Origin of the sequence: Bacillus altaicus (genome assembly GCF_042136375.2) — a bacterium.
In the GTDB taxonomy this organism is placed as follows: Bacteria; Bacillota; Bacilli; order Bacillales; family Bacillaceae_G; genus Bacillus_A; species Bacillus_A cereus_U.
Window position 1 is genome coordinate 1,585,734 of sequence record NZ_CM143394.1, and the last position, 14,121, is coordinate 1,599,854.

Consider the following 14,121-nt stretch of genomic DNA (forward strand, 5'->3'; position numbering starts at 1 on the left):
CCTTAATTATAAGTTTAGTAAATGTCCTAATTTGCTTACTTTCGTTTGTAAATACGTTTTATTTTCTTCTTTTGTTGGCATTTGCAAAGGTACACGCTCGGTTACTTCTAAATCGTAACCTTGTAAGCCAGCAATTTTTCGTGGATTATTCGTTAATAATCGTAAACTTTGTAAGCCTAAATCTTTTAAAATTTGAGCGCCAATACCGTAATCACGAAGATCAGCTGGGAACCCAAGTTTTTCATTTGCTTCTACAGTATCGAACCCTTCTTCTTGTAACTTATAAGCGCGAAGCTTATTAAGAAGGCCAATGCCGCGTCCTTCTTGTCTCATATAGAGAAAAACACCTTTTCCTTCACGCTCAATTTGAGCAAGTGCAGCATGTAGTTGTGGTCCGCAATCACAGCGGCACGAACCAAATACATCCCCTGTTAAGCATTCTGAATGAACGCGTACAAGTACAGGTTCGCCTGTTGAAATATCACCTTTTACGAGCGCGATATGTTCTTTCATATCTAATGAGTTAGAATAGCCAATTGCATGAAAAGTACCGAAATCTGTAGGTAATGTAATTTCCACTTCTCTCGTCACAAGTGTTTCGTGATGGCGGCGATAAGCAATTAAATCTTCAATTGTAATCATTTTTATATCAAATTGTTTTGCACACTGTATTAAATCAGGTACACGTGCCATCGTCCCATCTTCATTTATAATCTCGCAAATGACGCCAGCTGGCTCAGTTCCGCAAAGTTTTGCTAAATCAACAGCAGCTTCTGTATGACCTGCGCGGCGAAGGACGCCACCTTCTTTCGCAATTAATGGAAAGATATGTCCAGGGCGGTTAAAATCAGTTCCTTTAGATGCGGGATTTAATAATTCCTGTATTGTTGTAGCACGCTCATGAGCACTAATGCCTGTTGTTGTAGAAACGTGATCGATGCTTACTGTAAAAGCAGTATGATGTGAATCCGTATTATGAGAAACCATTGGTTCTAACTGTAGACGCTCTGCGTAACCTTCCGTAATCGGTACGCAAACGAGACCACGACCGTGTGTAATCATAAAATTAATCGTTTCTGGTGTAATGTACTCTGCTAAAGCAATAAAATCGCCTTCATTTTCTCGGTTTTCATCATCACATACGATAACGACTTTTCCTTGTTTTAAATCTTCTAGAGCTTCTTCAATACGATGAAACATTGTGCTTCCCCCTTATAGAAATCCGTTTTCTTGTAAAAAGCTTGCGGTCATTGAATCAGTTCTTTTTGCGGGCTTTGCAATAAAGCGTTCAATATATTTTCCAATCATGTCACACTCAATGTTTACGATGTCCCCGGCTTTTTTTTCTCCAATTATAGACTCGCTTACTGTGTGGGGGATGAGTGAAATTGTAATTGAAGATTCGTCTATATCAAATATTGTTAAACTAGTGCCATCAACAGCAACGGATCCTTTATGCAAACAATAGCGTAGTAATTCATCAGAAATTGATATTTTGTAATAGATGGCATTGTAATGTTGTTTTTTAGTTAAAATCGTACCGATGCCGTCGATATGTCCGGTGACGAAATGTCCACCGAATCTTCCGTTCGCAGCCATTGCCCGTTCTAAATTCACTTTGGCACTTGGCTTTAGCATACGAAGTGATGTTGCATTCATTGTTTCAGGCATTGCATCAACAGTGAATGAAGTAGTCGTAAAAGTAGTTACTGTTAAGCAAATGCCGTTAACCGCGATACTATCACCTAATTTGACATCTGATAAAATTTGATTTGCGCTAATAGTTAGCTTCATGGCTTCACCACTTTGAGTCATGCTTGATATCGTTCCTAACTCTTCTACAATTCCTGTAAACATTCCGTCACCTCGCTTTTTAAGGTTGCAACAATTTTTATATCATTACCAATTTGTTTCATCTCTTGAATTGTTAAGGAAAGTGCATCTTGTAACTTCGAAAAACCAGCTCCGCCAAATAAAGTGGGTGCATTTTTTCCACCAATTAATTTCGGGCTTATATAGGTCACAATTTCATTAAAACTATTTATTTTTAAGAAGTTTGCATGTACTGTTTGACCACCTTCAACGAACAGAGAAAGAATTTGTTTCTCCCCGAGTAGGGATAGGACATCTTGTATTTCAATTTGCTTCGTTTTCATTTGGAGTACAGCTATATTGTTAGATTCATAAGACGCTATTTTCTCTTTATTTACATCCTTACCGACAATAATCCATGTCGGAGCTAAGCCATCTGTTATGACATGAGAAGATGGCGGCGTTCGTAAGTGGGTATCTAAAATAACTCGTATAGGATGTTTACCTCCGTTTGGAATTCGTGTTGTTAAGTGTGGATTATCAGTTATAACTGTATTCACACCGACAAGGATAGCGTCATGCATATGACGATATTGGTGAACATCAGCTCGCGCTTCTTCACTTGTAATCCACTTGCTTTCCCCTGTTGCAGTCGCTGTTTTTCCATCTAAGCTCATTGCTGTTTTTATTGTTACAAATGGACGTTTCGTTTTCATATAGTGAAAAAAGTATCGATTTAATAAAGTTGCTTCCGCTTCAAGAACACCGGTAGTTACCTCGATTCCAGCTTCTTCTAATCTCCTTTTTCCATTACCAGAAACGAGTGGATTGCAATCAAGGGTGGCAATTACAACACGCTGAACTCCCTTTTTAATGAGTAATTCACAGCAAGGCGGTGTTTTTCCAAAATGGCTACACGGTTCAAGTGTTACATAAACGGTAGCGCCTTTTGCTCTTTCTCCAGCCATGTGAAGAGCATGAACTTCAGCATGTTCTTCACCAGCACGCATGTGGGCACCCATTCCGACAATGACGCCATCTTTTAAAACAACAGCACCAACCATAGGATTTGGGCTTGTTTGTCCCGATGTTCCTTGTGCTAACTGCAAGGCAATCCTCATATATTCTTGATCTGTCATTCTCTTCACCTCTCCTGAAAAAAATCAAAAAACCCCAAGGATATAGAATCCTTGGGGTTTGGGAGACGTGATTTCTAGAAATATAGTTCGAATACGAAAGTATAGGGAAGAAACCTAACGATGACTGATATTTTGGCATAAGGAAAAAACCTAGCAAAATATCGAGTTTTTCAAACGCTAGTCGTATCTTTTTATTTCAGTATAGAAACATAAGTATACAAAATAAAACATATATAAAGAGTCAAAATGAATCTTTAAAAATATGCATACTGAAATAAAAGTGTATTCGCTATATATAATTACTAGAAAACATATCCTTCTCCCATCCAGACTATACTGTCGGCCCTAGAGTTTCACTAGATCCACCGTTTTCGCGTTGAAAACGGGTCACGGACTTAGAAGCTTTTGCTTCATCACCGCCGGTTGGGAATTTCACCCGACCCCGAAGGATGTTGTTTGCTCACAGTATAGCACAAAAAAGAAAAAAGCATAGTAAAAAATGTTCGAATGTGAAAATATATGCCGGTTTGAATGGGGACGAAAGTAATAGAAATGTTGAAAGGAGAAGGGCTGTATAGGCTTTGATCAAAAGAAAAAACATGCACAAATAAATGTGCATGCTCTTTAAATATTTATTCTGCCTCTGGTGCTCTAACAACAGACTCGAATTTTCCTTTATGCGAAGCATCGCAATAAGGCATGTTTTTTGATAAACCACAACGACATAAAGAAAATGCTGGTTTTGCTGGGAATACATTCCCTTGCGAGTCAACTAATTCCACGTCCCCTGTAACGCGAAAAGAGCCATTATCATTTACTTTAATTTGTACTTTTGCCAACGTTATCCCTCCTTTCCAAACGCTTACTCTCATCATATAATTAGGGAGAGTACTTGACAATATAAAGTGAAACTTTAATCAGTGGGGGGGGGCATCCCCACTGATTATTAGTTGAACCAATCGGGCGTTTACGGGCAGTTAATCTCCCACCTTACTTCTTTGCCTAAGTTGAATTTTGAGGTGGGAGTCTTACTGCCCGCAAATAGTGGGATAAAAAGAGCACTTTGTTTGAGAGAGAAGAGAGTGTTATAATAGTTTTTATAACTGACTAGAGTAAGGTGACGAAAGATGGATAAAAAATTACAAACACTACAAAATATTGCAAATGAGCGCACATGGGCATCATTTTTGAATGATAATCATCCATATAGTTTACTTCATTGGTCAATCGCAGGTGTAGGACAAGAACCGAAAGATGTTTGGTTACTTCAAGATGAGGTGACTTTTCAAACGACGGAATTCCCAACGCTAGATGAGGCAGTAAAGTGGATTTCTGAAAATATGGAACAAGTTACAGACGTTTTAGCGCAGTAAAAAAACAGGCTTATGCAAGCCTGTTTTTTGTTTCTTTTACATATGTGTTTAAAAATTTATCGATGGCATCTTCGTACTCTTCTTTATTTTCATTATAAGAGCAAGCGTGTGCACCATGTTCTGCAATATAAAGCTGTTTATTATTTTCTTTCGCTTCATAAAGTGATTTCGTCATATCAGATAAAATATAGTCATCATCTTTACTATGAATAAAGAGAACAGGATTGTTAATGTTTTTTATACAATCAATTGGTGAAACTTCACGAATTGTATAGCCATCACGAACTTTTAAAAAGGCATTTGCTAAAGGCAATAAAGGCCATTTTGGCAAGTGAAACTCAACTTTCAAACGATGCTGTAACTGTCCATAAAAATCAGAGAAAGGGCAATCAGCAATATAAAAATCAGCACCATCTTCAACAAGTCCTGCATATTGAAGAAGAGTTGCAGCACCCATAGATTCACCATGAATTCCGAGTGTAATATTCGTTCCGAAACGATCTTTTAGCCAGTCAACTACTGACTTTAAATCATGTTTTTCATAATAGCCATAACTTGTTGTTTTACCACCGGTTTTACCATGACGGCGATGATCATAAATAAATACGTTATATCCTCTATTTAAAAATAAGTTTGCATATTTAACGGAATTGATTTTATTTACGGTCACACCGTGGCAAAAAATCATAAATTTATTGGAATGACCAGCTGGCATGTAATATCCGTGAAGTTCGTATCCGAATTGAGAAGGGATGTGAACCTCTTCTTTTTGAATAGCCTTAAAATCGTCCAAATGAAAATGCTTTTTCGTTTCGCGTTCTAAAACTTCTTCCTCTGTTTTTTTCTTCAAGTACATAACTTTATTTGTAAAGAAAATCCCAATCGCAGTTAGTGCACCTAGTATAGTAAACAATGCTGTAAAAAAACGTTTCATACTTTACCTCATCCTCCAAATACCTCTACATATGATACACTAACATTGTATCACAATGATGTGAAAAGGGGAGAAATCGTATATGGTTCATATACAAAAAATCACACCAGAAATGAAAGAAGCAATTCAGGATTTTATGTGTGAAAACTGGGGAAGCTCTATGATGGTCTCGCGTGGCAGCGTACATCAATTAGAAGAATTACCCGGTTTTATTGCACTTAGAAATAACAGAATAGTGGGAATTATAACGTGTGAAGTGATAGAAAATATGTGTGAAATTGTATCGGTGAATAGTTTTGAGGAAGGAAAGGGGATTGGTACAAAACTGGTGGATTGTGTGCTGCAAGTGGCAAAAGAGAACGAATGTAAAAAAGTATGGCTCATTACGACGAATGATAATATGAACGCACTTCGTTTTTATCAAAAACGTAACTTCATAATGACGAATTTATATATTGATGCGGTAAAAGAAGCGCGAAAAATAAAGAAAGAAATTCCGTTTATTGGTTATGATAATATCGCGATTTCACATGAAATTCAGCTGGAGTATATTTTCTGAGTAGAGTGGAAGTTATGTAACAATTTTCAGAAATATAAAACAATAACCTTGACGAATGTTATATTTTGGTTTAGTTTAAAATTGTAATCTATTACCATATTAAGGGGTGACGATGTGGCAACTATACGTGATGTTGCAAAATTGGCCGGTGTTTCAGTCGCAACCGTTTCAAGAGTCATTAACGAAAAAGGATATGTCCATGAAGATACGGTGAAACAAGTAAAAAAAGCAATTGAAGAATTACATTATAGACCGAATGCTACAGCAAAGCCTTTATTTAAACAGCCTTCAACGATGATTGCATTACTTGTAGATAATTTGCATAATCCATCATACATCACTTTACTCCGTTTCGTTGAGGAAATAGCATATAAAGAAGGGTATCAAGTAATAGTTTGTAATATAGAAAATAAGAATAGATACATAGATATGTTGGAGCAAAATAACATTGCAGGCGTTATAATGACGAAATCTGTTTTTCGAAGTATAGGAGAGATCCCACTTCCTTTCGCTGTGCTTGAGGGACGGCAATCTCTTGTGAGCTATTATGAAAGTGGACAGAAAGCTGTTTCTTTATTAAAAGAGAAAGGCTGCCGGTTTCTTGCTTATATCGGTGAGGGAGTAGAGAGTGAAGAAATGGAAGAGCATGTGGCAGGATTTCTAGATACTGCTTGGAAAGAAGGACTTTCTTATCGAGAGGAAATTGTCCAAGGGTATACGAATCAACAGTTTCTTGAATTGTTACAAAAGCATCCATACATAGATGGGGTTGTAGCTTCAAGTGATAAGGTCGCTATTGAGCTAATCAGGGCGGCGAAAACTCTTAATATTCATATACCAGGTAAGTTGCAAATCATTGGATTTAACGGGAGTGTAGAGGGCGAATGGATAAGTCCATCATTAACGACGATTGGAAGTTATATCGAAGAAAATGGGGAAATAGCTTTTCAGCAGTTAATAGGAAAAATAAAGAAGAAACAAGTGGAGCAAGAAGAAGTGGAAACAGAATTTAGATGCATTGAGAGAGAAACAACAAAGTAAAAGGTGCGTTTTTAAAACGCACCTTTTATAGTGTAATTGCGGCAATAAAGCCGAATATAAGTAACGGTATATTATAGTGTAGAAATGTTGGGACACATGTATCCCATATATGATGGTGCTGACCATCAGCATTTAAACCGGACGTTGGTCCAAGTGTACTATCAGATGCTGGAGAACCTGCATCACCAAGTGCACCAGCTGTACCAATAATTGCGATTGTTGCCATTGGACTAAATCCGAGCTGGACGCATAACGGTACAAAAATTGTTGTTAAGATTGGGATGGTTGAAAAGGAAGAACCAATTCCCATCGTAACGAGAAGTCCAATAACGAGCATAAGAAATGCAGCAAGCGGTTTATTATTTCCGATTATATGCGCACTCGTTTGCACAAGAGATTCAACATGTCCAGTTTTTCGAAGAACAGCGCCAAATCCAGCGGCAGAAATCATAACAAATCCGATAAAGGACATCATACGCATTCCGCTCGTTAAAATAGCATCGGCTTCTTTAAGAGGGAGACTACCGCTAACTGATAAGACGATAATACCTGCTAAAGCACCAAAAATCATTGATTCTGTTGCTAATTGCACAGTTAATGTAGCGAGTATTGATAATAAACCAAAAGTAATGCTTCTTTTCGTATAGGGAACGATTTCATTCTGTGCAGCATGAATTTGTTCTGTTTCATATGTACGTGGTTTTCGGTATGTAATGAAAACCGCTACACATAATCCGATAATCATACCGATTGCTGGAATAGTCATCGCTTTTGGAATAAGTGCGACATCAAATGTAAGACCGCTTTGCGCAGCATTTGTTTGTAATACGTCATGATAAATTTTTCCGAATCCTGCGGGGACCCACATGTAAGGGGTAATTAATCCAAATGTAATAAGACATGTTACAAGCCTACGATCCACCCTCAGCTCATTTAATACTTTTAAAAGTGCTGGAATTAAGATTGGGATGAAGGCGATATGAACAGGGATAATATTTTGTGAGAAACAAGCCATTGTTAAAATGATAAATAATATAAGTATTTTAGAATAGACTTGTTTTTTCGTGTCTTGTTCGTTGCCGATCCATTTTAAAGCTGATTGGATCATTGCATCAGGAAGTCCTGTTTTTGAAAGGGAAATAGCAAATCCACCGAGCATTGCGTAGCTTAATGCGATAGGAGCACTGTTCCCAAGACCGGCTGTAAAAGTACTAATTGTTTCTGAAATACCGAGTCCGCCGATAAGTCCGCCTGTTAAAGCTCCAACGATAATGGCGACAATGACTTGGACACGTAACAAACTAAGCAGTAGCATGACTGCTACTGCGATGAGTACAGCGTTCATAATAAATGTAATCTCCCTAATTTTTATTCTGTTAAGGCAAGCAAATGTTTGTAGTGACATATACTTGCGACATATCATTATAAAATGTTTTCTATGAAATGTAAAAGAGCCTTTCGTTATGTATGTTGAAAAGATAGTTCTTGTTTAATTGATTGTAAAGATTTGGCGAATAGTTCAGGCTCTTCTAAATCTGGAGAATGTGCCGAGTTTGGAAACCAAACCATCTTTTTAATAGGAGCTTGAATGGTATCGCAATATTGTTGAACGAGTGCATAAGGAGTTTGATAATCATAGCGACCAGAACAAAAATAAACAGGAACAGATAAACCTGAAATAGACGAAAAGAAATCGATTGTCAGCATCTCTTCCCATAAAACTCCGGATTTTAAATTTCCTGCGAGAAATTTGAACCAATCTAATAGCGTATATTCAGGAGAAAAGAAACCTTTTCGTATGAAAGAAAAGGAAGATCCGTTTTGTATTGCTCCTCCAAACGTACCAAGCCACTTTCTTTGAATAATGAGGCGTCTCGTATCTAAAAAGGGTGGTTTCCCTAATTTTAAAAGAGAAGCTAATGCCTTTTTATGGTCATGCTTTTTGGCAGAGCTAATTAAATGTTGATATAGTAATTCTTCATTTTGCTTCATATGTACGATTTGACCGATGCCGATGTATGCTTCTATATATTCGGGACATTGATTAGCGATTTGTAGTCCGATAATACTTCCCCAAGAATGACCAGCGAGAAATAGTTTTTGTTTATTAAAGCGTTTGAGAAGATATTGAATAACCTTTTTTGCATCTGAAAAAAATTGATCAATCGTAAAATTTGTTTGGATATCCCGCCATAAAAAGGATTTACCTGCCCCTCGCTGATCCCAATTAATAACGATAAAGTGCTTTTCTAACTCTTTTTGAAAATGGCGAATAAAGCCAATTTGAGCCATACCAGGTCCACCGTGACAGCATAATAAAATAGGCTGTTCCACGTTTTGTCCGCGTATAAGGAGAGATTGTTTCCGGTCATTAATCATAACGCTTTCTATCGTAGCGATACTGTTAGGGATTAATTGCTTCTTTTCGTTATAAAACCGAGGGGTATGGCTACGAAAAAGCATATGTAACCCTCCTTTTCTTAAATGGTATGAATCGCACAGGCTCTTTCTTTTGCATATACTACTAGAAAATCATTGTATCATAACATACTGGTTTGATTTCAAGTTTAGGCGATTAAGAGAGGAGGGAGAATGTGACGATTGGAGAAATTATTGATTCTTTAAATAGACGCGAATCAATCGCTATTATAGCGAAACGGCTTGAAATGAGCCCATATACATTATCAAAGAAATTAAGGGTGATTGGATATGAATATGATGGAGAGCAGAAAAAACGTATCTTTATAGGTGATGGTGAAGAGCCACGTCATTTGCAAATCCAAGAAGCTACTGCCCTTCAATATGCAAAAACTGACTATCAATTACTAATTTATGAACAATTACAAAGCATTTATGAATTGTTAAGAAAAAGAGGAGAAGTAAGTGTTCAAATTATAAGTGAGAGCACAGAGAAAAAGAAACGAACCTTTTCGATTAATATAGAAGTATTAGCAAGACTAGATGTTATATCGGAATCGAAAGGGATTCAAAAGTCTAAAATTGTAGAAGAAGCACTACAGGAATTTTTGCAACGGTATGATGTTAATCATGAAACGTATCCAGAGAAATAAAAGAAAGGATACTATGTTCCATATAAGAGCGTGTATCCTTTTTGTCTTATTTTATTTTTTGTTTCGAAAATTAATATAGGAATCAAACGGCATAATTTTGTTCATCAGCTGCTGCGCGCCGAAATGTTTCTTTCCTTTGTTGATTTGTCGCTTCGTCTGCAATTTCTAAGTAAAAATCAACTTTTCGTTGCTCATCTTGCCGAATTTCAAGGATTTGATTTCGTTCATTTATGTCTGGAGCTAAATTAGCTAATCTAGCATAATAATGAATGGCGCTATATTCTCCGTTAATTGCTTTCTCAATACTACGAATGAGTTTGTCGTTTTGTCGATATAATGTATCGTCATTGTTTGATAGAAATACATACAAATCCTCCTATTATAGTTTTCTATATACTACGAGGAAACAAGGGGCTATGTGCTTATCCTTTACTGCACTAGAAGAATGACAATACGTATGACTCTAAAAGAAGAAGCTCCTTGCATATAAAAAGGAGCTTCTTCTTTCGAGTGTCACGCACTAGTTTGAATAGTATTTAGTTGATTTTTTGAATACGTCCATCAATAATTGGTTGAATTGGCTCTTTTACTTGTTTTACATAATCGACTAGTGCTTCAAAGTCATTTGGACCAGTTTCTGCATTTTTACCATTTTTAAATGATACGAATCCATCACCGCCAGAAGCTAAGAAAGCATTTGCAACTACGCTATACGTTTTGGATGGAGATAATTCTTCTCCATTTGTTAGGCGTATAGTCGTAACCTTCTCACCGTTTGGTTTGCTTGCATCCCAAGTATAGTGGATACCTGAAATTTGAAGCATTCTCGTTGTACCTTTTTGCCATTGTTGATTTAAAATATCGCGAATGTCTTGACCTGTTAAATCTACTTTAATCAATTGATTTCCAAAAGGTTGAATGCCGTACAATTCGCCCCATGTAATATCGCCAGCGTCTAAGTCATTACGAATGCCGCCAGGATTCATAAGTGCGATTTGAGTTTGCATAGTTTGGCGCTGGGCATCCGCAACTAAATTTCCAAGTGTAGATTCACCAGCATCGTTTTGTTTACGGTCAATAGGTGCTGTAGATTTTCCGACAACTTCATTTACAAGCGGTGCAATTTTTTCTTTATATTGATCTAACTTTTGTTTTACTTGTTTATCGGGCTCGACACCTTCATGATATGTTGTAACAACTTCAGCTTTTTTCTTCACAATATCTTTTGTTTTTCTATCAATCGTTACATCTACATCAGAGAAAGCCATCCCGTAAGAGTTCGCTTGTACGATAAGCTTATTATTAACCGTACCATTTACATACGTATGACTATGTCCACCGAAAATAACATCAACTTCTGGATCCGTTTCATTTGCAATGCGAGTAAGGTCACCGTTTGTTACACCAGTGTCATCAGTTGTACCTCCAACGTGTGCAAGGACTACGATAGATTTAACACCGAGACGCTTTAATTGCTGAGTAGATTTATTAATAGCTTCTACTTCATCAGTAATTTGTACATTCTTTAGCATAGTTGGCATAACGACATTCGGTGTATCCGTTGTAACAACTCCGATGAAACCTACAGGAACTCCATCTACCATTTTTACAGTAAATGGTGGTAAAAATAAGCGGCCAGTTGATTTATTATAGAAGTTTGCAGCAACATAAGGGAAGTTTGCTCCTTTGAAATTCCCTGTTTTTTCATGATATCCACCATAAATGAGGCGTCGCATTTCATCAATGCCTTCATCAAATTCATGATTTCCAATTGTACCAACATCAAACTTTAAGTCATTTAAAAATTCAATAGTTGGTTCGTCCTGTAATAAAGCAGAAACTGGTGGGCTAGCTCCGACGATATCTCCAGCATGTACAAGAAGTGTATTAGGGTTTTGTTTTTTGCGTTCTTTTAAATAAGTAGCTAAGTAATCAGCACCACCAGCTTCTTTATTGTTAATTTTTTTTACAGTATCTAGTTGTCCATGGAAATCATTAATACCAAGCATTTGTACGTCTATGAACCGGTTTTGTTCGGCAGGAGCCTGAGATGGAGGAGCGGCGAATACGCTTGAAAAAGTAATAGTGCTTAAAACAGCAACAGCAGGAATAATTTTTTTCCACATAATTAATTTCTCCTTTTTTTATAATCTGACATCATACGACATAATTTTAATAGATTACTAGGATTATATCCACAAAAAAATTTAGTTTTTTCGAAAAATTAACACATTTACAAAAAAAGAATAATAGAGAATCGGGGAGTCACGTATCTTTTTTATTGTCGATTTCGCCGTGTATCCTCTATAATGGAGAAAAAAGTAAAAGGTGAATAGTATGAAGAAAAAGAAGCAAAGACAAACACAAACACAAAGACACTCTCAAATGAATCAACCAGAGAAAGAATCACTTACACTAGGTGATCAATTGAATGATTCGCTCATGCAACAATTAAAGAATAAGAAAAAAGAGTTGCAAGTGAGAGAAGAGAAAAAAGAGGCAGCAGAACAAGAAAGAAAGCGTAAGGAACAAAAAGAACGTGAAAAGAATAAATCATTTGAAGAACTGTTAAGTGAAAGTAGCCTTACTTGGAAAGACTTTAAATAATAAAAAGATGATCAGTGAAATGCCGCTGATCATTTTTTTGACGAGTTTATAAGAAAAGGGGAGTTAGAATGAGGAAAATTGTAGTCGTTCCGTATGAAAATCATTGGAGTGAGAAATTCCAAATGGAAGCCGAAAGATTAAAAGTGGCGATGCCAGAAACGGTAAAAATTCATCATATTGGTAGTACATCAGTGCCAGGACTTGCGGCTAAGCCTATTATTGATATGATCATGGAAGTAGAAAGTATCGACAGAGTAGATCATTGGAATGAACGATTTAAAGAGCTTGGTTACATCGTGAAAGGGGAAAATGGTATTTCAGGTCGACGTTTTTTTATTCATGGAACGGAGGAGAAACGCTCGTATCATTTGCACGTATTTGAAAAAGGGAATCCTGAGATTACAAGGCATTTATCGTTTCGTGATTACATGATGGCTCATTGTGAAGAAGCAGAGGCGTATGCAACTTTAAAGAAAGAACTAGCGGAAAAATATACATATGATGGCACGATGTATACGGAAGGGAAAAATGAGTTTGTACGTAATGTTGATGAAAAAGCGAAAGAATGGAAAGGAAATAACGTGAATGACTGAGTTCACGTTATTTTTTAAATGTGTATAAAAGTATTATGTAAACTGTACGTATGTTTTGACTTTTTGGATGAATCTTGTTGAAATAAAGTGGTGGTTTATAAAAAATGTAACATTGAAAGGGAGAACGAGTGTGCATATTCCAACAACTACACTTCATAATGGTGTGAAAATGCCGATGATTGGTCTAGGCGTTTATAAAGCGAAAGAAGGCAACGAAGTTAAACAAGCAGTAAAAACAGCATTAGAATTTGGATACCGTTCGATTGATACAGCAACTGTATATGAAAATGAAAGCGGTGTCGGAGAAGCGGTTCGTGAATCTGGAATCTCGCGAGAAGACTTGTTTATTACAACAAAAGTTTGGAACGACGATCAAGGGTACGAGGAGACGCTCGAGGCGTTTGAAAAAAGTTTAAAGAAATTACAAATGGACTATGTAGACTTATATTTAATCCATTGGCCGATAAGAGGAAAGTATGTTGATACGTACCGTGCTCTAGAAAAGCTATATGAAGAAGGTAAAGTGCGTGCCATTGGTGTTTCTAATTTTCATAAACATCATTTAGAATTGTTATTACCAAATTGCAAAGTGAAGCCGATGGTAAACCAAGTTGAACTTCATCCAATGCTAGCGCAATTTGAATTGCGTGATTTCTGTCAAGGTGAGCAAATTCAAATGGAAGCATGGAGTCCTTTAATGAGAGGCGGCGAAGTATTCCAGCAGCCAATTATTCAGGCTATTTCTAAAAAATATGAAAAGTCACCTGCACAAGTTATATTAAGGTGGGATATTCAAAGTGGGATTGTGACTATTCCTAAATCTGTTACGCCATCTCGTATTAAAGAGAACTTTACTATTTTTGATTTCTCATTAACTGAAGAAGAGATGGATCAAATTAATACGTTAAATCGTAATTTACATGTAGGAACGAATCCTGATAAATATGATACGTTATAAAAACGCTATCTGTACGGTTATAGAAAGTGGTGGG

General features: G+C 36.7%; 16 protein-coding genes and 1 riboswitch. Of the genes, 7 read left to right on the plus strand and 9 right to left on the minus strand.

Translation table 11 applies throughout. The features are described from left to right. Positions 1-6: 6 nt before the first annotated feature. The 4 genes from ribBA to ACE38F_RS08405 all read right to left on the minus strand — a co-directional run bounded on the left by ribBA (position 7) and on the right by ACE38F_RS08405 (position 3,790). On the minus strand, positions 7-1,200 hold the full coding sequence (ribBA, locus tag ACE38F_RS08390) for a bifunctional 3,4-dihydroxy-2-butanone 4-phosphate synthase/GTP cyclohydrolase II (RefSeq protein WP_215554100.1): 1,194 nt from the start codon (positions 1,198-1,200) through the stop codon (positions 7-9). A gap of 12 nt (positions 1,201-1,212) precedes the next feature. Next, a complete protein-coding gene (gene ribE / locus ACE38F_RS08395; RefSeq protein WP_215554099.1) occupies positions 1,213-1,857 on the minus strand; it encodes a riboflavin synthase in 645 nt (214 codons plus the stop codon). Further along, positions 1,839-2,951 (minus strand): bifunctional diaminohydroxyphosphoribosylaminopyrimidine deaminase/5-amino-6-(5-phosphoribosylamino)uracil reductase RibD, encoded by a 1,113-nt coding sequence (ribD, locus tag ACE38F_RS08400; RefSeq protein WP_375369485.1) that lies wholly within the window; start codon positions 2,949-2,951, stop codon positions 1,839-1,841. Before ribD ends, ribE begins: the two co-directional genes overlap by 19 nt. A gap of 310 nt (positions 2,952-3,261) precedes the next feature. Next, positions 3,262-3,405: riboswitch (FMN riboswitch) on the minus strand. A gap of 178 nt (positions 3,406-3,583) precedes the next feature. Beyond that, positions 3,584-3,790: a CDGSH iron-sulfur domain-containing protein gene (locus tag ACE38F_RS08405; RefSeq protein ID WP_001151582.1), complete on the minus strand. Its 207-nt coding sequence runs from the start codon at positions 3,788-3,790 to the stop codon at positions 3,584-3,586. Positions 3,791-4,078: 288 nt separating this feature from the next. Here ACE38F_RS08405 and ACE38F_RS08410 point away from each other — a divergent pair, with 288 nt between their 5' ends. Then, positions 4,079-4,324, plus strand: coding sequence for a DUF2552 family protein (locus ACE38F_RS08410; RefSeq protein WP_002111659.1), 246 nt, complete (start codon positions 4,079-4,081; stop codon positions 4,322-4,324). A gap of 10 nt (positions 4,325-4,334) precedes the next feature. On the opposite strand, the gene ACE38F_RS08415 is transcribed toward ACE38F_RS08410, so the two are convergent. After that, on the minus strand, positions 4,335-5,258 hold the full coding sequence (locus ACE38F_RS08415; RefSeq protein ID WP_215554097.1) for an alpha/beta hydrolase: 924 nt from the start codon (positions 5,256-5,258) through the stop codon (positions 4,335-4,337). 82 nt (positions 5,259-5,340) lie between these two features. Between ACE38F_RS08415 and ACE38F_RS08420 the strand changes: the two genes are divergently transcribed. Together ACE38F_RS08420 and ACE38F_RS08425 are read left to right on the plus strand one after the other, a co-directional pair. Then, on the plus strand, positions 5,341-5,817 hold the full coding sequence (locus ACE38F_RS08420) for a GNAT family N-acetyltransferase (RefSeq protein WP_215554096.1): 477 nt from the start codon (positions 5,341-5,343) through the stop codon (positions 5,815-5,817). Positions 5,818-5,931: 114 nt separating this feature from the next. Then, on the plus strand, positions 5,932-6,858 hold the full coding sequence (locus ACE38F_RS08425; RefSeq protein WP_215554095.1) for a LacI family DNA-binding transcriptional regulator: 927 nt from the start codon (positions 5,932-5,934) through the stop codon (positions 6,856-6,858). Between the two features lie 25 nt (positions 6,859-6,883). On the opposite strand, the gene ACE38F_RS08430 is transcribed toward ACE38F_RS08425, so the two are convergent. Together ACE38F_RS08430 and ACE38F_RS08435 are read right to left on the minus strand one after the other, a co-directional pair. Then, positions 6,884-8,203, minus strand: a complete 1,320-nt coding sequence (locus ACE38F_RS08430) for a Na+/H+ antiporter family protein (protein ID WP_002111651.1) — start codon at positions 8,201-8,203, stop codon at positions 6,884-6,886. 116 nt (positions 8,204-8,319) lie between these two features. After that, on the minus strand, positions 8,320-9,321 hold the full coding sequence (locus ACE38F_RS08435) for an alpha/beta fold hydrolase (RefSeq protein ID WP_375369484.1): 1,002 nt from the start codon (positions 9,319-9,321) through the stop codon (positions 8,320-8,322). Between the two features lie 131 nt (positions 9,322-9,452). Here ACE38F_RS08435 and ACE38F_RS08440 point away from each other — a divergent pair, with 131 nt between their 5' ends. Then, on the plus strand, positions 9,453-9,929 hold the full coding sequence (locus ACE38F_RS08440) for a ribbon-helix-helix domain-containing protein (protein WP_375369483.1): 477 nt from the start codon (positions 9,453-9,455) through the stop codon (positions 9,927-9,929). An 82-nt stretch (positions 9,930-10,011) separates the two neighbouring features. Here the strand turns inward: ACE38F_RS08440 and ACE38F_RS08445 are convergent, their stop codons facing one another. After that, a complete protein-coding gene (locus ACE38F_RS08445; protein ID WP_215554092.1) occupies positions 10,012-10,299 on the minus strand; it encodes a ferritin-like domain-containing protein in 288 nt (95 codons plus the stop codon). 166 nt (positions 10,300-10,465) lie between these two features. After that, a complete protein-coding gene (locus tag ACE38F_RS08450; protein WP_375369482.1) occupies positions 10,466-12,055 on the minus strand; it encodes a bifunctional metallophosphatase/5'-nucleotidase in 1,590 nt (529 codons plus the stop codon). A gap of 211 nt (positions 12,056-12,266) precedes the next feature. On the opposite strand from ACE38F_RS08450, the gene ACE38F_RS08455 reads away from it, so the two are divergent. The 3 genes from ACE38F_RS08455 to ACE38F_RS08465 all read left to right on the plus strand — a co-directional run bounded on the left by ACE38F_RS08455 (position 12,267) and on the right by ACE38F_RS08465 (position 14,087). Beyond that, positions 12,267-12,536, plus strand: coding sequence for a YqkE family protein (locus tag ACE38F_RS08455; protein WP_002033875.1), 270 nt, complete (start codon positions 12,267-12,269; stop codon positions 12,534-12,536). A 68-nt stretch (positions 12,537-12,604) separates the two neighbouring features. Next, the gene (locus ACE38F_RS08460; protein ID WP_375369481.1) at positions 12,605-13,129 is read left to right on the plus strand and encodes a GrpB family protein; all 525 of its coding nucleotides are present in this window, start codon (positions 12,605-12,607) and stop codon (positions 13,127-13,129) included. Between the two features lie 130 nt (positions 13,130-13,259). Next, the gene (locus ACE38F_RS08465) at positions 13,260-14,087 is read left to right on the plus strand and encodes an aldo/keto reductase (RefSeq protein WP_215554089.1); all 828 of its coding nucleotides are present in this window, start codon (positions 13,260-13,262) and stop codon (positions 14,085-14,087) included. Positions 14,088-14,121 lie beyond the last annotated feature (34 nt).